Below are 24,645 nucleotides of genomic sequence, written 5' to 3'. Positions count from 1 at the left end.
ATTGATGACAGGAGGAATTTGTTTTTCCGCATCAGGTAGAATGTGGCTTATGAAAATCTTAATTAGTAATGATGATGGTTATCTTGCCCCTGGCATCGTTGCTCTGGCGGAAGCGCTGATGCCTTTTGCCGAGATTACGGTTGTTGCGCCAGACAGCAACCGCTCCGGTACTTCGAATGCCTTAACGCTGGACAGACCGTTGTCGGTGCAACGGGCAGCAAACGGCTTTTATTTTGTGAACGGTACTCCCTCCGACTGCGTGCATATCGCATTAACGGCGATTATGACTGAACGACCTGATTTGATTGTTTCAGGCGTCAATCAGGGACAAAACATGGGCGACGACACTTTGTATTCCGGTACAGTGGCCGCGGCTACTGAGGGATACTTATTTGGAATTCCCGCAATCGCGTTTTCTCAGGTGCATAAGGGGTGGCAGCATCTGGATGCGGCGGCGGCAGTGGCTGCTGAATTGGTTCTGCGCGGGTTTCCTGAGTTGCCTTCACCTTATTTGCTGAACGTGAATATTCCTAATCTACCCAAGAGTGACATAAAAGGAATACGCCGGGCGCGCCTCGGGAAGCGACACAGTTCTGAGCCCGTTATTCCGATGAGAGATCCGCACGGACGTGATATTTACTGGATAGGACCACCAGGAGGTGTTCTTGACGGTGGTAAGGGAACTGATTTTGACGTGACATCGAAAAATTACGTGTCCGTCACACCTTTGCAAGTTGATTTAACCAATACGCGACAATTGGACATGCTGGCCATGAACATTCAATGACAACGAAAGAAAAGCGTTTCCCTCTCTCCTTATCGTCGGTTGTTGATCAACGTGAGGCAGGGCGTGGCGATCGTTCAGGTCGCAGTGCATCGACGCAGACGGCAACGCAAAATGCAAGGCAGGGTGCTAATCTGGCTGCCCGCATAAGCTCTGCGGAAAACGGTGGGAAAAAAGCACCTGAACAAGCTGTGCCGTTCGCCAGTCCTTTGGTTTCTGATGGCGTCCGACGTGCAATGGTTGCAAGGGTGGCGCAGCAGGGAGTCAGTGATACTCTGGTTTTAGCAGCATTACAAGCGATTCCCCGGCACATGTTTCTGGACTCCGGTCTCGCCAGTCAGGCGTATGTTGATGCGTCGCTTCCTATTGGTCATCATCAGACTATTTCGCAGCCATACATTGTTGGCCGGATGTTGGAGATTTTGCGGAACGGAGCAGCTCTTGATAAAGTGCTGGAAATAGGAACCGGATGTGGTTATCAGGCCGCAGTGTTGTCGCTAATAGCGAAAGATGTTTATTCTGTTGAGCGTATCAAGGCCTTGCACGAATTGGCGAAAAATAATCTGCGGCCAATGCGCATTGCGAATATCCGTTTGCATTATGGTGATGGCATGTTAGGTATGCCTCAGGTTGCCCCGTTTGACGGTATCATATTGGCTGCTGCCGGCTTGGAAGTGCCTCACGCCTTACTGACGCAACTGAAAATCGGTGGGCGCTTGATTGCGCCAGTCGGTGATCGGCATCAGGTTTTACAGCTAATCGAGCGTGTTTCAGTAAATGACTGGAACAGCACTATGGTAGAAAATTGTCACTTCGTTCCTTTGCGCTCCGGAGTCATTTGAGGTCGTGGCACAAGATCGTAATTCACCTGTAAATTTGTAATGAGAATGAACAAAATAAAAAGCCTGAAAAATTTAATGGCGTTGGGATGCGTCGCTTCGCTTCTGGCAGCGTGTAGCTCGACGCCGAATAAAGCGCCAGTGGTTGAGCGCGGTATGTCCTCGTCCAACGAGGTTTATGTGCCTCCACCAGCGCCTAAACAGGTGGTTAAACCAGTTGAATCCGCGCGCGGGAATTATGTGGTCAAGCGCGGTGATACTTTGTACCGAATCGCTTTAGATCATGGGCAGAGTTACAGTGATCTGGTCGTCTGGAATAATCTGAAAAATCCGAATGACATCAAGGTGGATCAGGTGTTGCGGGTTGCGCCTCCTGAAATCAATGGAGCACAGCCAGTGGCAATCGCATCCTCGTCCTCAATTGAGGTGAAGCCGCTGTCTGCAGGTTCGAGTGGGACCAAGATGACACCTAAGGGAGATAAACGTCCATATTCAGAAAGCAATCTTGCGGAGCTTCAGAAGCCAGAAGGTAGTGGAGTTGCACCCGTCAAAACTGAAGTTGCAGTAGTAAAGCCGCAAGAAAGATCTGCAGAGAGTGCTGCAGATGTTGATGCGGTTGACTGGATGTGGCCAGTTGATGGCAAGCTGTTAGCCGGGTTTGACGATAAGAATAAAGGCTTCGATATTGCTGGGCGTATGGGGCAGGATATTTTCGCAGCTGGCGCTGGTAAAGTGATGTATGCCGGTAGTGGTATCCGTGGCTATGGAAATTTAGTGATTGTGAAGCATAACAACAGCTTGTTGTCAGCGTATGCACATAACAAGACAATTCTTGTCAAAGAGGGGCAGTCCATCACTAAAGGGCAAAAAATAGCTGAGATGGGGAACTCGGATAGCGATGGCGTTAAGTTGCACTTTGAAATACGCTTGCAGGGAAAGCCGGTTGATCCATCACGTTATTTGCCTGCGCGCTAGATTTATTTTGTCTGGTTTTATTGGTGATTTGTTTAAAGAGTGTTGTTGGTAATGTTTTTTTGTTGAGGTTGGTCATTTCTTAAAGTTGTCCGTTTCGTATACATATTTTATTCAGATGGAAATCTATGCAAAAAAATACGATCGACCGCAAGTTAAATGTCGCCGCACACGAAGACGCTGAAATCACTCCTGAAGATTATCTGGATAATGCTGAGACAGGTATTGTTTTGGATGTCGAAGTAAGTGACGATGTTGATGAGCCCAATGGGCGCGAAGTCGATCCCATTTCTTTGATTGTCGCGCCTATCGATGAGCTCAAGACTGTACTGGCGAGTGAATTATCTACTGACACTACCCAGTATTATCTGAATCAAATCGGCACTCGCCCCTTATTTAACTCTGCGGAGGAGCTGCATTTTGCGACGCTGGCAAAACAAGGAGATTTCGACGCCAGACAGAAAATGATAGAGCACAATCTCAGGCTGGTCGTCTCGATTGCCAAGCATTACATTAATCGCGGTGTTGCTCTGCTCGATATGATAGAGGAGGGGAATCTCGGTTTAATGCATGCAATTGACAAATTCGAACCTGAGCGTGGTTTTCGTTTCTCTACCTACGCAACCTGGTGGATACGTCAAAGTATAGAGCGGGCAATTATGAATCAGGCGCGGACCATTCGCTTACCAGTTCATGTAGTTCGTGAGCTGAATCAGATTCTTCGGGCAAAGTATCACCTTGAGTCACGTCAGAGTGATGGCCGCGAGGCAAAAGCTGAGGATATCGGATTACTGGTCGATCGGCCAGCGGATGAAGTGCAGGATATCCTTGCATTGTCTGAACATGCAACTTCTCTTGACATGCCTTTGGATAATGACCCGCAATCTAGCTTGATGGATTTGTTGCCAGGCGATAGTGATACGGCTCCTGATGCTCTGGCTGAGCATCATGAAATGACCATACTTGTCAGAGACTGGCTTTCGCGGCTGTCCGATAAGCAGCGTATAGTCGTTATCCGGCGTTTTGGGCTGGATAATGATGATCCGGCCACTCTGGAAGCTCTGGCTGATGAAATGGGTATCACAAGAGAACGTGTTCGTCAGATTCAGCAAGAAGCCTTGATTAAGTTGAAGCGCTCATTTTCATCGCGCGGACTGGGGCGGGATTCTTTGCTGTGACGGGTATTCGTTCTGGATATTCTGCACTTTAGTTGTTTATTGCTAGGGTAGAGTCTCTCACTTCTTTTATAATTCCGCTTTTGAAATCGATCATTAACATGGCGCAGCTGTTTTTCGCGCCGACATTCCCATGAATAAAATTGAAATACGTGCTTTTGATATGGACGCGCGTGGCGTCGGGCATTTGCAAAATGAAGATGGTACGCAAGGTAAAGTTATTTTTGTCGAGGGTGCGTTGCCAGGTGAGACGGTTACTTTTAGTAGCTATAAAAAGAAACCAAGCTGGGAAGTGGCGACGCTGACGGATGTCGTTCACGCATCTTCTCAACGTATTCAGCCTAAGTGTGAATTTTTTGGCACTTGCGGCGGATGCTCGATGCAGCATCTGGAGCCGGATGCGCAGGTGGCGATGAAACAACGCATTTTGGAAGATAATCTCTGGCATATCGGAAAAGTAAAAGCTGAGACAATGCTGCGCCCAATTTATGGGCCCACCTGGGGATATAGGTACCGTGCCAGATTATCGGTTCGTCATGTCATTAAAAAAAATAAGGTGCTGGTTGGTTTTCACGAAAAAAAATCCCGCTATGTGGCTGATATGGAAACCTGTCAGATACTGCCACCACATGTTTCTGCAATGCTGGTGCCGTTGCGCTCACTGATTGCCTCGTTGTCGATTATTGAATCCTTGCCGCAAATTGAATTGGCGATAGGCGAGGGTGTGACCGCAATGGTGCTGCGCATCATGGAGCCGCTGACTCCGGACGATGAAGTGAAGTTAAAAGCGTTTGCAGATGAGCATAGTGTTCAATGGTGGTTGCAGACGAAAGGGCCGGATACTGCTGTGCCTTACTACCCGGCGGAAAGTGATTTGCATTATTTGCTGCCAGAATTTGGCGTTAAGATGCCTTTCAAGCCGACGGATTTTACGCAGGTGAATCATCACATTAATCGCGTATTGGTGGCACGCGCTTTGCGTTTGCTGGATGTGCAGAAAGATGAGCGTATTGCAGATCTTTTTTGTGGATTAGGTAATTTCACGCTGCCGATAGCAACGATGGCAAGAGAGGTGGTTGGCATTGAAGGTAGTACTGCTCTGACTGAGCGTGCTCTTGAAAATGCAGTGCATAATGGCTTGGCGGAGAAAACCTCGTTCAGTACGCGGAACTTGTTTGAGGTGACGGCGGACGATTTGATTGCCTTGGGCAAGTTTGATCGCTTCCTGATTGATCCGCCGCGTGACGGTGCCATGGCTCTTTGTCAGGCCTTGATTGATTTGACCGAGAAAAAACCTGAATTAAAACCGAAACGACTTGTCTATGTTTCGTGTAGTCCATCCACGCTGGCCCGGGATGCAGGTATGCTGGTAGGAAATGCAGGGTACAAGCTGAGTTATGCTGGCGTGGTGAACATGTTTCCGCATACCTCGCATGTCGAATCAATGGCGGTATTTGATCTGATTAACTAAGTCAGATTGCGTTGACGTGAAGCATTTGGCTTTGGCTTACTCTAAAGACATGTTCTGCCAAGTGTTTCATGCTAAAATCGAAGGTTAGATGAATTCTTGAGTTTTTGTCTTAACCCTTTCTTTTTATTGGAGTTTTTGATGGCTATCGAACGTACATTGTCTATTATTAAACCTGACGCAGTTGCGAAAAACGTAATTGGTCAAATTGTCAGCCGTTTTGAAAACGCAGGTCTGAAAGTTGTTGCTGCTCGCCTGACTCAATTGTCCCGCGCTGAAGCAGAAGGCTTTTACGCTGTTCATGCAGCACGTCCATTCTTCAAAGATCTGGTTGACTTCATGATCTCCGGCCCTGTATTCGTGCAAGTTCTGGAAGGCGAAGGCGCGATTCTGAAAAACCGTGATCTGATGGGCGCAACTGATCCTAAGAAAGCAGAAAAAGGTACTATTCGTGCTGATTTCGCTGAGTCTATCGATGCCAATGCAGTGCACGGTTCTGATGCTGCTGAAACAGCTGCAGTTGAAATCGCTTACTTCTTCCCAGCATTAAACGTGTATTCACGTTAATTTGAAGTAGATTGATTAGTAATTAGAAATTATCTCCCTGCGCCACAAAATGTTGTGGTGCGGGGTGTAAGAAAGAAAAACGCATGACGGCACTCATTAATTTATTGGATTTAGATCCTGCGCAGCTCACTGCATATTGCGGCGAGTTGGGTGAGAAGCCGTTCCGTGCAAAGCAGTTGCAACGCTGGATCCATCAGTTTGGCGCGAGTACGTTTGATGAGATGACTGATCTTGCGAAGTCTTTGCGAGAAAAGTTGGCAACCAGAGCGGTTATTGCTGCTCCCTCAGTAATTAGTGATCACACTTCTTCTGATGGTACCCGTAAGTGGTTGGTTGATGTAGGACAGGGGAATGCTGTTGAAACAGTGTTTATTCCTGAAGAGAATCGTGGGACCTTGTGTATCTCGACGCAAGCGGGATGTGCGGTGAATTGCCGCTTTTGTTCCACTGGTAAGCAAGGATTTAATCGTAATCTGACTGTAGGGGAAATCATCGGTCAGTTATGGATGGCAGAGTTTGAGTTAAGAAAAACTAAAGGCATAATTCCTGGTCCAAAAGGTGAGCGTCAGATCACGAATGTGGTGATGATGGGGATGGGGGAGCCGCTGTTAAACTTCGAGCCCACGGTCGCCGCGTTGCGTTTAATGCTGGACGACAATGCGTATGGCTTGTCCCGTCGGCGTGTTACGGTGTCGACCAGTGGTGTTGTTCCTATGATGGATAAGTTGTCGCAGGAGTGCCCGGTTGCACTGGCAGTTTCTTTGCATGCCTCGAATGACGTGCTGCGCGACAGTTTGATACCGTTAAATAAAAAATACCCGTTAAGTGAGTTGATGGCGGCGTGCAAACGTTATCTGGAATTTGCGCCGAGAGATTTCATCACCTTTGAATATTGCATGTTGGATGGCGTCAATGATACGGATCAGCATGCACGGGAGCTGATTCAATTGGTTAAAAATGTGCCTTGTAAGTTTAATCTGATTCCGTTTAATCCATTTCCGGAGTCGGGGCTGAAGCGTTCTGCCAATCCACGGATTAAAGCATTTGCACAGGTGTTGATGGATGCTGGTATCGTCACAACGACACGTAAAACGCGGGGTGATGATATTGATGCAGCATGTGGTCAGTTGGCGGGTGATGTAAAGGATAGGACGCGTGTGCAGGAGCGCATGCAAAAAATGGCGGAATATCAAAAGAAGTTTGGCGAAAATTTTGGCAAGATCGTGGAGATCACACAGTGAAAATTTTTGAATTTGGCTCTCGTGCAAAACAGGTATTGCTCCTTTCTCTGGTTTTGTCTATTTCTGCTTGTGCGTCCAGGCATTTGGATGCGCGTGTCGACGAGTCCGCTGTCTCAGCGGAAAAGCTTGAACTGCAGAAGCGTGCATCCATCAGGATGCAATTGGCTGTTGGCTATTATCAGCAAGGACAGCACAAAGTTGCATTGGAAGAGATCAGGCAGGCGTTATTGATTTATCCGGATATGGTTGATGCCTACGCTGTTCGTGCCGTTATTTTTATGGATACGGGTGAAAAGCAACTGGCGGAAGATAATTTTTTGCAGGCACTGAAGCTATCTCCTGGTAATGTCGATGTGGAGAATAATTATGGCTGGTTTCTTTGTCAGAATGGTCGCGAAAAACAGGGCTTGGCTTATCTTGATCGCGTTATAAATAATCCTGCATATGCCAATTTAGGCAAAACTTATAACAATGCGGGTCTTTGTAGTCTGAGGATGAAGGACTCGCCTCGCGCTGAGAAATATTTCATCGAGGGGTTTAAGCAAGATCCCTCAAATCCGGGTATTAATGCAAATCTCGCCAAAATTCTGTATGACCGTGGTGAATATGGTCAGGCTCGTTTTTACATCAACAGAGTAATTAAGTTTGATGTATTAACTGCAGATGTTTTGTGGCTTGCAATTAAAATTGAAAAGCGACTCGGAGATGAGGCTGCAATGACTGGCTATGCGACGCAATTGCGCCGGCGTCATCCGGGTTCGCGTGAATTTGGCCTTTTGCAGCGGGGATCTTTTGATGAGTGATGTGGGATTGAGTCCAGCGTCAGAGGTGCTGCCTTCTGGAAGTGAGTCTAAGCCTGTGCTAAGTGTTGTTCAGACTGCCGGTGGTCTGTTATCTGCAGCTCGCACTTTGGCCGGTCTGAGCGTTGAGCAGGTAGCTGGACAGCTGAAATTGTCTCCTCGTCAGATTATTGCGTTAGAAAATAATGCTTTTGAACAGTTGCCAAAGTTAGTGATTGTGCGGGGATTTGTACGTTCCTACGCTAAGCTGCTTAAACTGGATCCTGCCGAGCTTATTGCTTGTTTGCCTGATGAGCAAACCGGGCAAGCGCTGGATGCTGGTCTGCAACCTACGCTGGCAACTCCTTTTCAGGAATCGCGCTCGCCATTTTTGGGAAGAAGTGAAAATAATAATCGCAAATATTTGATAGCTGCCGCCTTTTTTGCGGTGGCTGCATTGTTATTTGTGTCGTATCAATATGTCGAACAATCCTCTTATGTGAAGGCCTTTTTCGCGAGACCATCTGTTCAGGTTGATGCTCTGTCTGTTTCGGCAAGTTCTGTAGATGCAGTTTCTGCATCTGTGCCCGTTGTTGAAAAAGTCAATTCTGTTTCAGCGCCGTCTTCTGCGGTTACCGAGATTGCCAATAGTGCGGATGCTGAACGCAGTGAGCCTGCTAAAACCTTAGTCGAAGTGACATCTACCAGTCATCCCGCTGCTGCCGTAGCTACATCCAATACAGCTGAGAATGCGCCTTTGGTTCAACCTGTTGCTGCAGGTAATGATAAGTTGCGGCTGAAGTTTCGCCAGGATTCGTGGGTACAGGTTAAAAAAGAAAATGGCACAGTTCTCACTTCACATTTGGCAAAAGCGGGGACTGAAGAAGTGTTTGAGGTGAAAGAAACCTTGCAACTGAGATTGGGCAACGCCGCGGGTGTTGATGCGTCGCTTCGTGGTAATGCAATGGATATCACAACCGGCAAAGACTCGAATGTCGTTAATTTGATTGTCAAGTAAGTATGGAGTCTCTTTTGTCCGAAATTTTGTCTGGTCCTCGCCAGAGGCGTCTTAGCCGTGCGGCAAGCATCGTCTACGGAAAGCGCAAAGTTTTAATCGGCGGTGACGCGCCGGTTGTTGTGCAATCAATGACAAATACAGATACTGCCGATGTAATTGCGACCGCAATTCAGATCAAGGATCTGGCGCGGGCGGGTTCTGAGTTGGTCCGTATCACTGTCAATAATTCTGAGGCGGCTGCGGCGGTTCCGGCAATTCGCGAACAACTCGACAAAATGGAGGTTGATGTTCCTCTTGTCGGTGATTTTCATTATAACGGCCATACCTTGCTACAGGATTTTCCTGAGTGTGCGCAAGCCTTGTCGAAGTATCGAATTAATCCGGGTAATGTAGGTCAGGGGGCAAAGCGGGAATCTCAGTTTGCTCAGATGATAGAGTTGGCCTGCCGCTATGATAAACCGGTTCGTATCGGTGTTAACTGGGGTAGTCTGGATCAAACCCTGTTGGCAAGAATTATGGATGAGAATGCTCGCCGTTCCGTACCTTGGACTGCGCAATCTGTCATGTATGAAGCGTTGATTACGTCTGCGATAGAAAATGCGCAGCGCGCAGAGGAACTGGGGCTGGCTGGGGATAAAATTATCTTATCGTGCAAGGTTTCTGGTGTGCAGGATCTGATTGCGGTGTACCGTGAACTTTCGACACGCTGCGAATACCCTTTACACTTGGGTTTGACCGAGGCAGGAATGGGAAGTAAAGGGATCGTTGCTTCCACCGCTGCGCTCTCGGTATTGTTGCAAGAGGGGATTGGCGACACCATACGTATATCGTTGACTCCCGAGCCTGGAGGAGACCGTTGCCGTGAGGTGATTGTGGGTCAGGAAATTTTGCAGACCATGGGGTTGCGAAAATTCACGCCGATGGTGATTGCTTGTCCTGGTTGTGGTCGCACGACTTCCACGGTATTTCAGGAATTGGCAGACGATATTCAGACTTTCTTGCGTGAGCAGATGCCTGCCTGGAAGAAGCAGTACCCTGGCGTTGAGAGTATGAATGTTGCTGTCATGGGATGTATCGTGAATGGTCCTGGTGAGTCAAAACACGCAAATATCGGTATCAGTCTTCCGGGTACAGGTGAGTCGCCAGCTGCACCAGTGTTTATTGATGGTGTAAAAGCGATGACATTGCGTGGAGATAGAATTGCTGAAGAATTTCAGGCAATTGTGCTGAACTATGTCGCAAAACGTTATGCACCAACAGTAGTTGAATAATTGAACTGAGTTTCTTATGTCAGAAAATAAAAAAATAGAAAAAATAGTCGGTGTTAAGGGAATGAATGATTTGCTCCCTGACGATTCCGCACTCTGGGAACTATTCGAAAATACGGTTCACTCGGTATTAAAGAGCTATGGATTTCAACAGGTTCGTACACCGATAGTTGAGCCTACTCCGCTGTTTGCCCGCGGACTTGGTGAGGTGACAGATATCGTCGAAAAAGAAATGTATTCATTTGAAGACTCGATGAATGGCGATAAGCTGACGTTGCGCCCAGAAGGAACTGCGGGTGTGGTGCGTGCAGCAATTGAGCACAATCTTGTTTATGATGGCCCTAAGCGTCTTTGGTATGCGGGTCCTATGTTCCGCCATGAAAAGCCTCAGCGTGGACGCTATCGTCAGTTTCATCAGGTAGGTGCTGAGGCCTTGGGTTTTAGTGGGCCAGATATTGATGCTGAATTGATTATGCTGTGTCAGCGGCTCTGGGATGATCTCGGTTTGCAGAATGTGCGTCTTGAGTTAAATTCGATTGGTGATGCAAACGAGCGAAATTTGCACCGTGCAGCGTTAATCAGTTATTTTGAGAGTCACTCTGATATTCTCGATGCGGAAGCGAAGCGTCGCTTGCATAGCAATCCACTGCGGATACTTGATACAAAAAATCCAGCGATGCAAGAAATGGTTAATGCTGCGCCAAAACTGTTGGATTATCTCGGTGCTGAGTCGCTGGCTCACTTTGATGGAGTACAAAAAATACTGCGTCACAATAGTATTCCGTTCACGATTAATCCGCGTCTTGTAAGAGGTATGGATTATTACAATCGCACTGTTTTTGAATGGGTGACAGACGAGTTGGGGTCACAGGGAACGGTGTGTGCTGGTGGACGCTATGATACTTTATTCTCAACTTTTGGTGGAAAGCCAACTCCCGCGTGTGGTTTTGCAATGGGGATTGAACGACTGATTGAATTGATGAAGGTTGCTGGCGATGTTCATCAGCCTTCCTTGTGTGATGTTTATCTGGTTCACCAGACTGATGAGGGACAAATGCAGTCTTTGGTTCTTGGTGAGCGATTACGCGATGCCGGGCTTGATGTTGTGCTACATTGCGCAACCGCGACCGGGGTTGGTAGTTTTAAATCGCAAATGAAGAAGGCAGACGCCAGTGGTTGCGCATACGCGGTGATTATTGGTGAAGACGAGGTTGCCAATAATAATGTCAGTATAAAATCCATGCGATCCGATATTGCTGAAAATAATCAAATCAGTGTTCCGTTTGATGCTGCGGTAGATTATCTGGTTGATCAGATCGCAGGCACTGGTGATGACAGCTCTTGCTGCGATGACCCGAATCATATTCATATTAACCATTAATCTTATAAAAACATGGCATACGATCTCGAAGAACAAGAGCAACTCGCAACACTGAAAGCAACATGGAAGCAATATGGTAATTTGATTACCTGGGTTTTGATCATCGCGCTTGCTGCCTATGCAGGATGGATGCAATGGAATAACTATCAAACGAATCAGGCGGGGCAAGCCTCACAGTTATATGAAGAGTTGCAGAAGTCTGTAACAGCAAAAGATGTGGCAAAGATTCAGCGCGCTGTGGGTGACTTAAAAGAGAAGTTTCCGGCGACGTCGTACGCTTCGATGGCCGCATTGGTGTCAGCTAAAACATCGTTTGATGCAAATGATTTGAAGTCTGCTAAAAGTCAGCTCCAGTGGGTAATTGACTCTGGTAAAGGCGACGAGTACAAGGCTTTAGCGAAGATACGTCTGGCTGGTATTTTGTTGGATGAAAAATTATTTGATGAAGCGTTGAAACAGTTGTCAGGTGAATTTCCGCCTGAGCTGCAAGCAGATGTTGCTGACAGAAAAGGCGATATTTTCGTTGCGCAGGCTAAATTGGACGACGCTAGAAAGTCCTACCAGGTTGCATTGGACAAGGCGACAGAAAAAAATTCAGTAAAACAATTAATTCAAATTAAATTGGATGCGATTGGTGGATCTGTTGAGTCAGTAAGCAAATAACAGGAGTGTTTATGCATTTTTCTGCCAAAATAATTTCGGCGGCTGCATTGTGTGTTTTGGCAGGATGTTCTTCGTGGAATCCATTCTCCTCAAAATCTGAAAAAAATGTACCGGCAGCATTGTTAGAGATAAAACCGACTCTTTCTGTTAAACAGTTATGGTCCGTTCAGGTCGGTTCGGCTCAAAACTACGTGTTCTCGCCGGCAATTGTTGGGCAGCAGCTCTATGTTGCTGCCGCTGATGGAACCTTGCTGAAGATTGATGCGGCCAGTGGACGTGCAGACTGGCGTATTAACGCTGGCGTGCGTTTGACGGGCGGTGTCGGAGCGAATGCCAGAACGGTCGTCGTTGCAGGTGATAAGGGTGGTTTGTTTGCTTTCGATAATGAAGGCAAGCTGCGTTGGAAAAATCAGGATTCCACAGAAATTTTATCAGCCCCGGCATTATCTGATAGTTTAGTTGTTGTTCGTAGCATTGATAATAAAATTAGCGCATATGACGTTGAAACCGGCGCCCGTAAATGGGTGGTTGAGCGTACTTTGCCCGCTTTAACGTTACGTGCGTTCCCAGGTTTGGTCGTTGCAGGTGATCAGGTGATCATCGCTTTGCCAGGTGGGCGTATGGCAGCTTTATCTCTCGCCAATGGCAGCTTGCGCTGGGAAGCCGTGGTTGGAGAGCCAAAAGGTGCGACTGAACTTGAGCGTGTTGCGGATGTTTCAGGATTTCCTGCGATCATTGGGCGTGATGTTTGCGCCAGTGCTTATCAGGGGCGGGTCGGTTGCTTCGATCTGAATACAGGCGCTGTTCGTTGGGTAAAGAAATTATCCAGTGAGGTTGGTGTCGGTGTCGATGAGCGTTTTGTCTTTGCTGCAGATGTTGGTGGTGCTGTGACTGCTTATAATCGTGAGTCAGGTTCTAGTGCTTGGAAAAATGATAAGCTTGCCAATCGGCGCTTGTCAGCACCTGTTTCTTTCGGTCGCTCTGTTGTCGTGGGTGATCTGGCAGGTTACGTGCATTTTCTCTCCAGAGAAGATGGTTCTTTCATCGGTAGGTTGCCTACTGATGGTAGTCAGATTTTAGCTGCGCCTGTTGTGGTTGGCTCAAATTTGATTGTTCAAACAAAATCAGGATTAGTGGTTGCTATCGCAACTGAGTAATATTAAATGAAGCCGGTTATTGCACTTATAGGTCGACCAAATGTCGGCAAATCCACGCTGTTCAATCGGCTTACCCGTTCACGTGATGCCTTGGTGGCTGATTTGCCAGGGCTTACTCGTGATCGTCATTATGGCGAGGGACGTATTGGTGAGCGACCTTTTCTGGTAATTGATACTGGTGGCTTTGAGCCAGTAGCGAAAGAAGGTATCTTGCATGAGATGGCAAAGCAGACCAAGCAGGCAGTTGCTGAAGCTGATGTCATTATTTTTATCGTTGATGGACGTCAGGGTTTGACGCCGCACGACAAAACGATCACAGATTTTTTACGTAAGTCTGGTCGTTCGGTGATGTTGGTTGTCAATAAAGCCGAAGGTATGAAGTATTCTTCAGTAACAGCAGATTTTTACGAGCTTGGACTTGGTGATCCGTATGTGATCTCAGCCGCCCATGGGGATGGTGTCGTTGATCTTGTAGAAGAATCGCTCGATATTGCATTTGCACAGCGACCACCAGAATCGGAGCCAGCTGAGGATGCGGTTAAAGGTATCCGGATTGCTATTGTTGGGCGCCCGAATGTCGGTAAGTCAACCTTGGTGAACACCTTGCTTGGCGAAGATCGTGTGATTGCCTTTGATATGCCAGGGACAACGCGGGATTCAATTGAGATTCCGTTTGAGAGGGATGGTAAGCATTATTCCTTAATCGATACTGCTGGTATTCGCCGGCGCGGTAAGGTTTTTGAGGCTATTGAGAAATTTTCAGTGGTCAAAACCCTGCAATCTGTTTCTGAAGCGAACGTCGTTCTTTTATTGCTGGATGCGCAGCAGGATATTTCTGAGCAAGACGCGCATATTGCTGGGTTCATTCTCGAGTCAGGCCGAGCCTTGGTTGTCGGTGTGAATAAATGGGATGGCTTGCAAAGTGATCGACGAGATGAAATTAAAATGGACATTGAGCGGAAGTTGAATTTCCTCACCTTTGCAAAATTCCATTTCATCTCAGCCCTGAAATCGACAGGCATCGGCCCGTTAATGAAGTCGATAGATTCTGCTTACGCTGCTGCGATGGCGAATTTATCAACGCCGAAATTGACTCGTGCTCTGATTGAGGCGGTTGAGCATCAGCAACCGAAGCGCAAAGGTTCGATCAGGCCAAAATTACGTTATGCTCACCAGGGCGGACAAAATCCGCCTATCATTGTGATTCACGGTAATGCGCTGGACGCCGTCGGTGATGTATATAAACGTTATCTGGAGAAGCATTTCAGGGAAACGTTTTCATTGGTGGGAACTCCTTTGAGAATAGAAATGCGCTCCGGTAAAAATCCGTTTGATAAAACGAAGTAATTAGTTTTCACGGTTTTGTATGACGCAGTATTTCTGCGAATTGAACTAAAAAACATTACAGATATCTGTAATTTCGGATGGATTGCTTGAAAAATACAAGATAATCCCAAACTCCTGATCACAACAACACAATGGAGCTGTCATGAGCAACAAAGGGCAACTGTTACAAGACCCGTTTCTGAACGCGCTGCGTAAAGAACATATTCCAGTATCTATCTACCTGGTGAATGGTATTAAGTTACAGGGACATATTGAATCTTTCGATCAGTATGTCGTGTTGCTGAGAAATACCGTTACGCAAATGGTATATAAACACGCTATCTCCACTGTTGTGCCTGCGCGCGCTGTGAGTATTAATTCTGAAACTGAGGCTGAGTAATTTTTGGCTCCTGATAATTTGGATACATGTCTTTAAATATGCGCGCCGCTTTGGTCGGTGTTGATTTCGGCAAAGATGGTTTTGCTGATAGTCTTGAAGAGCTTTCACTGCTGGCACAGTCTGCCGGAGCGGATGTTGTAACGACAATCACCTGCAAAAGATCAGGGCCGGATGCCGCATTGTTTATCGGCTCTGGCAAGGCTGATGAGGTGCTTGCTGCTGTTGCTGATTCTGAGCTTGATTTGGTCATTTTTAATCACGCTTTATCTCCGGCTCAACAAAGAAATCTTGAGCGTCGTCTCAAAACTCGCGTGATTGATCGTACTAGTCTCATTCTTGATATTTTTGCCCAGAGGGCGAAGAGTCACGAGGGAAAGGTTCAAGTCGAGTTGGCACAGCTGCAGCATCTTGCGACGCGCTTAATTCGTGGCTGGACTCACCTTGAGCGGCAAAAAGGTGGTATTGGTTTGCGCGGGCCGGGTGAGACTCAGTTAGAGACGGATCGGCGTCTTCTGGGAGAGCGAGTCAAAATGCTCAAGGCGAAGCTGGATAAGCTGCGTCAGCAGCGGGAAACTCAGCGGCGCTCACGTGATCGCAGTAAAACCTTTTCGGTTTCATTGGTCGGTTACACAAATGCTGGTAAGTCGACACTGTTTAATGCTCTGACGAAGGCTGGTGCCTACGCTGCAAATCAATTGTTTGCGACGTTGGATACGACATCGAGACGCCTCTATCTCGGCGAGGCTGGAAATGTTGTTATCTCAGATACGGTTGGATTTATCCGTGAATTACCGCATCAACTGGTAGCGGCATTTCGTGCAACGCTTGAAGAGACTATTCACGCTGATTTGCTCGTGCACATAGTTGATGCAAACAGCCCCGTCAGGACAGAGCAGATTTTTCAGGTCAATCAGGTGTTGAAAGAGATTGGCGCTGACCATATTCCGCAGTTGATTGTGTTTAATAAGATTGATCTGGCGGGTCTGGAACCATCAGTTGCCCTGAATGAATATGGTAAAATTGACCGGATTTTTTTGAGTGCCCGTACCGGCGTCGGACTAAGTCTGTTACGCGACGCAATCGCTGATTTCGCTTCTGTTAAAGCGCAACAAATGTCAGATGAAAAATTGACTTCTCAATTCGATGACGTTCGTTTTAATCTCCAGTAGTTCGAAAATTACTCATTGGATATCTAAAGAATGATTGGTTCATTTCTAAAAAAAATTGGTGTTACGTTATCGCTGAATGATCCTCAGTGGGGACGTGGATCAAAAAATAATCAGGATGGCAAGAAGTCACCGGAAACCCCTCCTGACCTCGATCAGGTCTGGAAAGATTTGAATCAGCGTTTATCCCGTTTCTTAGGACAAAAAAGCGGCGGCGGTGATGGTGGCGGAGGGTTTAATCCTGACTCATCCACTACCCGATTTGGTATCGGTGCGATTGTTTTTGTCTTTGTTTTTGTCTGGCTGGTAAGCGGTATTTTTATTGTCCAGGAAGGGCAGAATGCTGTTGTCACGACCTTTGGGAAGTATAGTCACGTGAATGGCGCGGGTATGAATTGGCGCTGGCCTTATCCGATTCAGAATCACGAAATTGTGAATGTGTCACAGGTTCGTACTATCGAAGTCGGCTATCGTTCAAATGTGAAAAATAAGCAGGCGCATGAATCTTTAATGCTGACTGATGACGAGAATATTGTCGATATCCAGTTCGCAGTTCAATACAAATTGAAAAGTGCCGCTGAGTGGCTTTATAACAACCGGGATCAGGATGAAATGATCCGACAGGTCGCGGAAACTGCGATTCGTGAAATTGTCGGTAAAAGTAAAATGGATTTCGTCCTTTACGAGGGTCGGGAAAAAGTTGCAATGGATGTTGGCGCACTGATGCAGCAGATACTGACCCGTTATAAGGCAGGCGTTCAGATCGCGAATATCACTATGCAAGGCGTTCAGCCACCGGAACAGGTGCAGGCAGCATTCGATGACGCAGTAAAGGCGGGACAGGATAAAGAGCGGCAAAAAAATGAAGGTCAGGCCTATGCTAATGACGTGATTCCAAAGGCGCGTGGTGAGGCTTCCCGTACCTTGCAAGAGGCTGAAGGTTACAAGTCACGAATTGTGGCGAATGCTGAGGGGAATGCCTCTCGCTTTAAGCAGGTATTGAGTGAATATCAGAAGGCGCCGGCAGTCACCAGGGATAGGATGTATCTCGAAACAATGCAGCAGATTTTTACCAGTACGAGTAAAGTTTTGATGGATACAAAACAAAGCAACAACATGATCTATCTGCCGATTGATAAAATGATTTCCCAAGAAGCAAATAGTGTTAAACCAGCTGTTGTACAGCCTGTTGCTCCAACGACTGCAGAACAAATTCCATCTGTGGAGATGCGTTACAATAAAGATGGGCGTGCCAGAGATACTCGTGATTCACGTGACAGAGAGGTGCGCTGATGAATAAGCTGATTTCATTTTTTCTGGCTGTAATCGCAGCACTTTTAGTCGCCTATTCGACAATTTTTATTGTTGATCAGAAGTCGCATGCGATTGTGTTCGCGTTTGGAGAGGTCAAGTCGGTAATCAGCGAACCCGGCTTGCATTTCAAATTACCTCCGCCATTCCAAAACGTTTTGTTGCTTGATAAACGGATTCTGACGATTGATTCAGCTGAGGCAGATCGCTTCATTACAGCGGAAAAGAAAAACATTCTTGTCGATTCCTATGTTAAATGGCAGATTACTGAACCGAAGCTGTATTACGTGAGCTTCAGCGGTGATGAGCGCCGGGCAAAAGATCGCTTGTCTCAGATCGTAAAAGCGGCACTGAACGACGAAATTACAAAGCGGACTGTGCGTGAAGTGATTTCAGGCGAGCGCGGCAAAGTAATGGAGGCGATCAAAAGCAAAGTTACTGACGAAGCTAAACAAATTGGTGTTGATATTATCGATGTCCGTTTGAAGCGGGTTGATTATGTTGAGCAGATTAATAATTCGGTTTATGACCGCATGAAATCAGAGCGTTTGCGTGTTGCGAATGAGCTTCGCTCTACAGGTTCGGCTGAGTCGGAGAAAATCAGGGCTGACGCAGACCGGCAGAGAGTTGTGATACTTGCTGAGGCTTACCGTGAAGCTGAGCAAATGCGCGGTGAAGGTGATGCAGAGGCGTCGCGGATTTATGCGCAGGCATTTGGACAAAATCCTGAGTTTTATAAATTTTACAGAAGTCTGGAGGCTTACCGGGCCAGCTTCAAAACTAAGAGTGACGTCGTTGTCGTTGATCCTAGTTCTGAATTTTTCAAATATTTTAAAGCTCCCGGCAGTTCTGTTAATGGTGGCTCGGCAGCAAAGTCTAAGTAATACTTATATATTTTGATCAAACAGCGATCTACGCCAGCTTTGGCGCAGGTCGCTGTTTGCCGGATGAGCCCAATAAAGTTCATTCTCTCGTTTTCTTAATTTTTGATTGTTTTTCATGCCGAACTGGCTCTTACCTGAAAATATCGCTGACGTCTTGCCCTCTGAGGCCCGCAAGATTGAAGACTTGCGTCGTGTTTTTCTAGATCATTTCCGTTTGTATGGTTATGAATTAGTTATGCCTCCTTTGCTGGAATATATCGAATCACTCTTGACCGGTGCAGGTCAGGATATGAATCTACGTACTTTCAAGCTAGTTGATCAGATATCTGGTCGTACGATGGGTGTGCGTGCAGACATGACTACTCAGGTGGCACGTATTGATGCCCATCTTTTAAACCGCAGTTCGGTGACTCGCCTATGCTACGCTGGCAACGTCTTGCACACTAAGCCATCAGGGTTACATGCAACGCGTGAACCGATTCAGATCGGTGCTGAAATATACGGACATGCAGGACTCGAGGCGGATGCAGAGATTCAGGAGCTGGTGATTGCCTGTTTAAGGCTGGCTGGCATTGAGCAAGTGCGCCTGGATTTGTGTCACGTGGGTGTGTTGCGTGCAATACTCGAAACAGATCCACTTGCGAAGCAACAAGAGAATATTTTGTTTGCTCTGTTAGAGTCCAAGGATATTCCGAGTATAAAAAGTGTCAGTGAAGGTTTTTCTCCCGAGGTCAGGCGTGCTTTGCAGGTCTTGCCAACTTTGTATGGTGATGTGTCTGTCATTACTAGGGCAAGAAAAGAGCTACCTAATCTGGGTGGTGTCATGTCTGCGTTATCTGAGCTTGAGTATCTTGCTAATTTGGTTGGTAACGACAAGGTAACAATAGATCTGGCAGACCTGCGGGGTTATCACTATCACAGTGGTGTTATGTTCAGTGCGTTTGTTCCAGGTTTGCCTAATGCCGTTGCGCGTGGTGGGCGTTACGATCACGTGGGTGAGGCTTTTGGGCGCTCCAGGCCTGCAACGGGTTTTTCTTTGGATTTACGCGAATTGGCACGTCTGATGCCTGTTGCCGAGAGAAAAGGGGCGATCCGTGCTCCTTGGAGTCGTGATGCAGGTTTGTTGTCGAAAATTGCAGCGTTACGTAGTGAAGGGGAGGTGGTGATTCAAAATCTCCCTGGGCATGAGAATGAACAAGATGAATTTGACTGCAATCGTGTGGTCGTATTCGATGGTGAACAATGGATTCTTCAAAATGTAGGTTGAGTAATGTCAAACAATAAAATTGCAAAAAATGTCGTTGTCATTGGTACCCAGTGGGGCGACGAGGGTAAGGGAAAGATTGTTGACTGGCTGACGGATCATGCTCAAGGTGTGGTTCGGTTTCAAGGTGGCCACAATGCAGGTCATACGCTGGTGATAGGTGGGCAAAAGACTGCGTTGCAATTAATTCCTTCTGGAATTATGCGTGAGGGTACGGCTTGTTATATCGGTAATGGCGTGGTTTTGTCCGTTCCAGATTTGTTGCGCGAGATCGATAAATTGCAGGCAAACGGCGTAGAGGTTGTTTCCCGTCTCAAAATCTCTGAGGCATGTCCAGTCATTCTTCCTTACCATGCCGCGTTGGATGCGGCTCGCGAGGCTGCTCGTGGTGCTGCCAAAATTGGCACCACAGGTAAAGGTATTGGCCCTGCCTACGAGGATAAGGTTGCACGTCGTGCAATTCGTGTCGCTGATTTATTAAATGCAGAGCGTTTTGCTGAGAAGTTGAAGGAAAACCTGGATTATCACAACTTCGTGTTAACAAATTATCTCAAGGCGCCAGCGGTTGATTATCAGAAGACTTTGGATGACACGTTGGCTTTAGTTCCGCGTATTCGTCCTATGGTTACTGATGTTTCCAGTGCTTTGTATGCAGCGCACAAAGCTGGCGCAAGTCTTCTGTTTGAGGGCGCGCAAGGCAGCTTACTGGATGTTGATCACGGTACTTATCCTTTCGTTACGTCAAGTAATTGCGTGGCAGGCAATGCTGCCGCAGGTACGGGCGTTGGTCCAAATATGCTGCATTACATTCTTGGAATTACTAAGGCGTATACGACACGTGTTGGCTCAGGCCCATTTCCTTCCGAATTGCCGACGGATCAGGGCGTTGGTAAGCATCTGGCGAGTGTTGGGCATGAGTTTGGCACAGTAACTGGGCGTGCCCGTCGTTGTGGTTGGTTTGATGCTGCACTGTTGAAGCGATCTGTTCAGATTAATGGCGTTTCTGGCATGTGTTTGACCAAGTTGGATGTGTTGGATGGTGTTGAAACTTTGAAGCTGTGTACTGGTTATAAACTGGGTGGAAAAATTGTTGATATTTTCCCGGTTGGTGCAGAAGAGGCGGCGATGTGCGAGGCCATCTATGAGGAAATGCCTGGTTGGTTTGAGTCAACTGTAGGTGCGAAGAGCATGGAAGCTTTGCCCGAAAATGCCCGCAATTACATCAAGCGCATAGAGGCGCTCGTGGGAGTGCCAGTTGATATGGTCTCTACCGGTCCTGACCGTGAGGAGACTATCGTATTGCGCCATCCGTTTATTTAAAGGAAAAATAAAAATGAATACACCTGCTTCTACGGATAAGGATCTGTGGGTTTCTTGGGATGCTTACCATCGTTCAATTGAGCAGTTGGCGCTTAAAGTGCATGAGTCAGGCTGGAAGTTTGACCAGGTCTTGTGTCTTGCCCGTGGCGGTTTGCGGCCCGGCGATATTTTTTCCAGAATTTTCGATGTCCCTTTGGCAATTCTTTCGACAAGTTCTTATCGTGAGGATGCTGGTACCGTCCAAGGTTCTCTGGATATCGGTAAATATATTTCTATGACCAAGGGAGCTTTGCAAGGCCGTGTTTTGGTTGTTGACGACCTTGTTGATTCCGGTGTGACGCTTGAGCGTGTTCTGCATCACTTGCGCGAAAATTTTCCAGCGGTAACGGACGTTAAGTCCGCGGTGATCTGGTATAAAGCTTGTTCTTCTGTCGCACCTGATTTTCATCTTGATTATCTGGCGACGAATCCATGGATTCATCAACCATTTGAAGAGTACGATAGTATCAGGCCGCATCAGTTAAATGCCTGGCTGAAAAAAGGTGAGACGGCTTAATGATGTGAAATAAAAAACGGGAGTTATTTACTCCCGTTTTTTTTATTTGGTTGATTGCTATGCTTAATTTAAAGATTTATTTTGAGCAAGAAAAAGCCCGTTGATAAAATCAACGGGCTTTCAATAATTTGGTGCCCACGGAGGGACTCGAACCCCCACACCTTGCGGCACATGGACCTGAACCATGCGCGTCTACCAATTCCGCCACGTGGGCGACAGAAGGCGTAATTATAGAGTAATCAGGATTAATTTACTACGACTTTCAGTCGAAAATTTGAATTACTTTTTCGGGAGATGATGCGAGATGAGTGAACTTTGGAATTATGAAATAGAAAAAGCCCGTTGATAAAATCAACGGGCTTTCAATAATTTGGTGCCCACGGAGGGACTCGAACCCCCACACCTTGCGGCACATGGACCTGAACCATGCGCGTCTACCAATTCCGCCACGTGGGCGACAGAAGGCGCTTATTATAGATTGTTTCGGTATTATGTCAAGACGTGAGCCTGATCAGATTAGAATAGTTAGCTAAATAACGTGCGCTCCGGTAAACTGTAACGATGTCTTGTATATTCGGGGCAAGATTTAACTTTTAGAGAAATTCACAACATTTGAATAAGCATTTATACACAATTCCGAGTCGCGAAGATATTTTAGGTGTTCTGCGTACAACTAAAGTAAAGCTGACGGCGAATGCTATTGCAGCGAAGTTAGGCGTAAAAACCGAGGAGCTTGATGGTATGACGCGACGATTAAACGCGATGGAACGCGATGGTCAGATTACATTAGATCAATCTGGAAATTTCGTGCTGGCGAATCAGGATAATTTTATTTCGGGTAAGGTCAGCAGCCATCGAGACGGTTACGGCTTTTTGATTCCTGAGGACGGCAGTGAAGATTTGTTTTTGCCTGAACGGGAAATGCAGAAGGTACTGCATGGCGATCGTGTGACAGCACGAGTTACAGGAACCGACAGACGTGGGCGTCTCGAAGGCAGCATTGTTGAAATACTGGAACGTGCAAATACACATGTTATCGGACGTTTATTAAACGAAAATGGTGTCTGGATCGTCGCACCGGAAGATAAACGTTATAGCCAGGATATTTTACTCGCAGGCTCTCCTGGTAAAGCTAAGGCCGGGCAGGTCGTCAGTATAGAGTTGACTGAGCAGCCGACTCGCTATGCGCAGGCGGTCGGTAAAATTGTTGAGATTCTGGGTGATATTGACGACCCTGGAATGGAAATAGAAATTGCTGTCAGAAAATTTGGTGTTCCTCACGAGTTTTCGGATGCAGCAAAAAAAATGGCGTCCAAATTACCGTCTGAGGTGCTGGCTAAGGATCTGGAAAGCAGGGTAGATTTGCGTGATATTCCGTTGGTCACGATTGATGGTGAAGATGCGCGTGATTTTGATGATGCGGTTTACTGTGAACCCGTAAAGATAGGGCGTAGCAATGGACATCGCCTGATTGTCGCTATTGCTGACGTCAGCCACTATGTGACGCCGAATGACGCATTGGATGAGGATGCGTTGTTGCGTAGTACGTCCGTTTATTTTCCACGTCGTGTTATTCCCATGTTGCCGGAAAAACTGTCTAACGGTCTGTGTTCACTGAATCCAGAGGTAGATCGATTGACGTTGGTTTGCGATATGGTGATAACACAAGATGGCGATATTAAGGCTTATCAGTTTTATCCTGCAGTAATTCATTCGGCAGCGCGTTTTACGTACACTGAGGTGGCTGAGATTCTCGGAAATACGAAAGGAACGGCCGCTGCCAAGCGCATGTTGCTGGTGCCACACCTGAGCAATTTATACGCAGTGTTTCAGTCATTATTGAAAGCCCGTCAAGCGCGCGGCGCGATTGATTTTGAAACCACGGAAACGTACATTATCTGTAATGCCGCGGGTAAGATAGAACGAATCGTTCCACGCACAAGAAATGACGCGCATAAGTTGATCGAAGAATGTATGTTGGCTGCCAATGTATGTGCTGCGAATTTACTCGAAACCTACAAGCATGCGGGCACGTACCGGATTCATGCCGGCCCGACTAAAGAGAAGTTAACGCAAGTCAGAAATTTTCTGAAACAAGTCGGCTTATTTCTTGGCGGTGGAGACAGCCCGTCGGCGTCTGATTATGCTGCGCTGATGGAAAAGGTAAAAGGACGACCTGACGCGCAGTTGTTGCAGACCATGCTACTGCGCTCTATGCAGCAAGCAGTCTATAGCCCAGACAACATAGGTCACTTTGGTTTGTCCTATGAGGCTTATGCGCATTTCACCAGCCCGATCCGACGTTACCCTGATTTGCTGACGCACAGAGCGATCAAAGCGGTTTTGCAAGGAAAGGTTTATGAGCCCAAAGGCATCAATCTGAGCTTGTTAAATACGACAATTTCTAATGCTGCGCGTAAGCAGCAGGTTGCGGATAAAGCAGCGGGTAAAAAGAAGCCCGAGAAAGATCTCACCATCTGGGACGCTTTGGGAACTCATTGTTCTGCAAATGAACGTCGCGCTGATGAAGCATCCAGAGATGTTGAAGCATGGTTGAAGTGCTACTTTATAAAAAATAAGCTGGGCGAAGAATTCACGGGCACGATTACCGGGGTTACGCAGTTCGGTATTTTTGTTCAGTTAGACGATATTTTTATTGAGGGCCTGGTTCATATCACCGAGCTTGGCGCTGATTACTTTCAGTTTGATGAAGCCAGACATGAGCTGCGCGGTGAACGTACCGGAAAGCGTTACCAACTGACCGATAAGGTAAAAGTGCAGGTTAGTCGCGTAGATCTTGATGCACGTAAAATTGACTTGAGCCTGGTTCAAAATGTTGTCGGTAGTACGGTTGCTAATCGTGGCTCAGGATCAGATAAGTCAAAAAGAAATTCCCCATCACTTTCTGCATCTGCGGGTAAAACGGTTTCAGGGGCAAGACGAGGATCAACCACTGAGTATGTGGAATTGGAACGCGCATCTTCAGGCGGTCGTCCTTCTAAATCATCCAAAAAATCTCCTGTAGTCGGAAAAAATAAATTGCCATCGAATGGTAAACCGGCAGGAAAAACTGCAAAAAGAAGACGTTAAGTTAATTAGTAAAGAG

22 protein-coding genes and 2 tRNA genes are annotated in these 24,645 nt (G+C 46.9%); 22 read left to right on the top strand and 2 right to left on the bottom strand.

Going from position 1 to position 24,645, the window contains the following annotated elements; all coding sequences use genetic code 11:
* The first annotated feature begins 49 nt into the window (after window positions 1–49).
* The 21 genes from surE to H8K26_RS07010 all read left to right on the top strand — a co-directional run bounded on the left by surE (window position 50) and on the right by H8K26_RS07010 (window position 21,539).
* On the top strand, window positions 50–787 hold the full coding sequence (surE, locus tag H8K26_RS07110) for a 5'/3'-nucleotidase SurE (RefSeq protein WP_190478381.1): 738 nt from the start codon (window positions 50–52) through the stop codon (window positions 785–787).
* Window positions 784–1,626, top strand: a complete 843-nt coding sequence (locus tag H8K26_RS07105) for a protein-L-isoaspartate(D-aspartate) O-methyltransferase (RefSeq protein WP_190478379.1) — start codon at window positions 784–786, stop codon at window positions 1,624–1,626. Before surE ends, H8K26_RS07105 begins: the two co-directional genes overlap by 4 nt.
* 45 nt (window positions 1,627–1,671) lie before the next feature.
* Entirely contained in the window at window positions 1,672–2,598 is a 927-nt protein-coding gene (locus H8K26_RS07100; RefSeq protein WP_190478377.1) for a peptidoglycan DD-metalloendopeptidase family protein, read from the top strand.
* A 125-nt stretch (window positions 2,599–2,723) separates the two neighbouring features.
* Entirely contained in the window at window positions 2,724–3,773 is a 1,050-nt protein-coding gene (gene rpoS, locus H8K26_RS07095; RefSeq protein ID WP_190478375.1) for an RNA polymerase sigma factor RpoS, read from the top strand.
* Window positions 3,774–3,903: 130 nt separating this feature from the next.
* Window positions 3,904–5,241 carry a 23S rRNA (uracil(1939)-C(5))-methyltransferase RlmD gene (rlmD, locus tag H8K26_RS07090; protein ID WP_190478373.1) on the top strand — a complete coding sequence of 446 codons (1,338 nt, stop codon included), beginning with the start codon at window positions 3,904–3,906 and terminating at the stop codon, window positions 5,239–5,241.
* Between the two features lie 138 nt (window positions 5,242–5,379).
* Window positions 5,380–5,805 (top strand): nucleoside-diphosphate kinase, encoded by a 426-nt coding sequence (ndk, locus tag H8K26_RS07085; protein ID WP_176803749.1) that lies wholly within the window; start codon window positions 5,380–5,382, stop codon window positions 5,803–5,805.
* Between the two features lie 83 nt (window positions 5,806–5,888).
* Entirely contained in the window at window positions 5,889–7,046 is a 1,158-nt protein-coding gene (gene rlmN, locus H8K26_RS07080) for a dual-specificity RNA methyltransferase RlmN (RefSeq protein WP_190478371.1), read from the top strand.
* Window positions 7,043–7,849 carry a type IV pilus biogenesis/stability protein PilW gene (gene pilW, locus H8K26_RS07075; protein ID WP_317889257.1) on the top strand — a complete coding sequence of 269 codons (807 nt, stop codon included), beginning with the start codon at window positions 7,043–7,045 and terminating at the stop codon, window positions 7,847–7,849. The genes rlmN and pilW overlap by 4 nt, the downstream gene beginning before the upstream one ends.
* Window positions 7,842–8,843: a RodZ domain-containing protein gene (locus tag H8K26_RS07070; protein WP_190478369.1), complete on the top strand. Its 1,002-nt coding sequence runs from the start codon at window positions 7,842–7,844 to the stop codon at window positions 8,841–8,843. The genes pilW and H8K26_RS07070 overlap by 8 nt, the downstream gene beginning before the upstream one ends.
* 2 nt (window positions 8,844–8,845) lie before the next feature.
* Window positions 8,846–10,114 carry a flavodoxin-dependent (E)-4-hydroxy-3-methylbut-2-enyl-diphosphate synthase gene (ispG, locus tag H8K26_RS07065; RefSeq protein ID WP_190478367.1) on the top strand — a complete coding sequence of 423 codons (1,269 nt, stop codon included), beginning with the start codon at window positions 8,846–8,848 and terminating at the stop codon, window positions 10,112–10,114.
* A gap of 16 nt (window positions 10,115–10,130) precedes the next feature.
* On the top strand, window positions 10,131–11,492 hold the full coding sequence (gene hisS / locus H8K26_RS07060; RefSeq protein WP_190478365.1) for a histidine--tRNA ligase: 1,362 nt from the start codon (window positions 10,131–10,133) through the stop codon (window positions 11,490–11,492).
* Between the two features lie 12 nt (window positions 11,493–11,504).
* Complete coding sequence (locus H8K26_RS07055; RefSeq protein WP_190478363.1) at window positions 11,505–12,155, top strand: YfgM family protein; 651 nt, start codon at window positions 11,505–11,507, stop codon at window positions 12,153–12,155.
* 11 nt (window positions 12,156–12,166) lie between these two features.
* Window positions 12,167–13,312: an outer membrane protein assembly factor BamB gene (bamB, locus tag H8K26_RS07050; RefSeq protein ID WP_190478361.1), complete on the top strand. Its 1,146-nt coding sequence runs from the start codon at window positions 12,167–12,169 to the stop codon at window positions 13,310–13,312.
* Between the two features lie 6 nt (window positions 13,313–13,318).
* Window positions 13,319–14,659, top strand: coding sequence for a ribosome biogenesis GTPase Der (gene der / locus H8K26_RS07045; protein ID WP_190478358.1), 1,341 nt, complete (start codon window positions 13,319–13,321; stop codon window positions 14,657–14,659).
* A gap of 142 nt (window positions 14,660–14,801) precedes the next feature.
* Window positions 14,802–15,038 carry an RNA chaperone Hfq gene (gene hfq / locus H8K26_RS07040; protein WP_190478356.1) on the top strand — a complete coding sequence of 79 codons (237 nt, stop codon included), beginning with the start codon at window positions 14,802–14,804 and terminating at the stop codon, window positions 15,036–15,038.
* Between the two features lie 38 nt (window positions 15,039–15,076).
* Window positions 15,077–16,207, top strand: coding sequence for a GTPase HflX (gene hflX, locus H8K26_RS07035; protein WP_190478832.1), 1,131 nt, complete (start codon window positions 15,077–15,079; stop codon window positions 16,205–16,207).
* A gap of 30 nt (window positions 16,208–16,237) precedes the next feature.
* A complete protein-coding gene (hflK, locus tag H8K26_RS07030; protein ID WP_190478354.1) occupies window positions 16,238–17,497 on the top strand; it encodes an FtsH protease activity modulator HflK in 1,260 nt (419 codons plus the stop codon).
* Window positions 17,497–18,399 carry a protease modulator HflC gene (hflC, locus tag H8K26_RS07025; protein ID WP_190478352.1) on the top strand — a complete coding sequence of 301 codons (903 nt, stop codon included), beginning with the start codon at window positions 17,497–17,499 and terminating at the stop codon, window positions 18,397–18,399. The genes hflK and hflC overlap by 1 nt, the downstream gene beginning before the upstream one ends.
* A gap of 115 nt (window positions 18,400–18,514) precedes the next feature.
* Window positions 18,515–19,666 (top strand): ATP phosphoribosyltransferase regulatory subunit, encoded by a 1,152-nt coding sequence (locus H8K26_RS07020; protein ID WP_190478350.1) that lies wholly within the window; start codon window positions 18,515–18,517, stop codon window positions 19,664–19,666.
* A gap of 3 nt (window positions 19,667–19,669) precedes the next feature.
* A complete protein-coding gene (locus tag H8K26_RS07015) occupies window positions 19,670–20,983 on the top strand; it encodes an adenylosuccinate synthase (RefSeq protein ID WP_190478348.1) in 1,314 nt (437 codons plus the stop codon).
* A 13-nt stretch (window positions 20,984–20,996) separates the two neighbouring features.
* Window positions 20,997–21,539 carry a phosphoribosyltransferase gene (locus H8K26_RS07010; protein ID WP_186883530.1) on the top strand — a complete coding sequence of 181 codons (543 nt, stop codon included), beginning with the start codon at window positions 20,997–20,999 and terminating at the stop codon, window positions 21,537–21,539.
* A 129-nt stretch (window positions 21,540–21,668) separates the two neighbouring features.
* Here the strand turns inward: H8K26_RS07010 and H8K26_RS07005 are convergent.
* Window positions 21,669–21,753: transfer RNA gene (locus H8K26_RS07005), tRNA-Leu, on the bottom strand.
* A gap of 157 nt (window positions 21,754–21,910) precedes the next feature.
* A tRNA-Leu gene (locus H8K26_RS07000) sits at window positions 21,911–21,995 on the bottom strand.
* A 156-nt stretch (window positions 21,996–22,151) separates the two neighbouring features.
* Here H8K26_RS07000 and rnr point away from each other — a divergent pair.
* The gene (gene rnr / locus H8K26_RS06995) at window positions 22,152–24,629 is read left to right on the top strand and encodes a ribonuclease R (protein WP_190478345.1); all 2,478 of its coding nucleotides are present in this window, start codon (window positions 22,152–22,154) and stop codon (window positions 24,627–24,629) included.
* Window positions 24,630–24,645 lie beyond the last annotated feature (16 nt).

This window comes from Cognatundibacterium aquatile (assembly GCF_014699135.1).
Taxonomy (GTDB): Bacteria; Pseudomonadota; Gammaproteobacteria; order Burkholderiales; family Burkholderiaceae_D; genus Undibacterium; species Undibacterium aquatile.
Note: the sequence above shows the minus strand (reverse complement) of the source record. Positions and strands in the feature narration are given on the sequence as shown.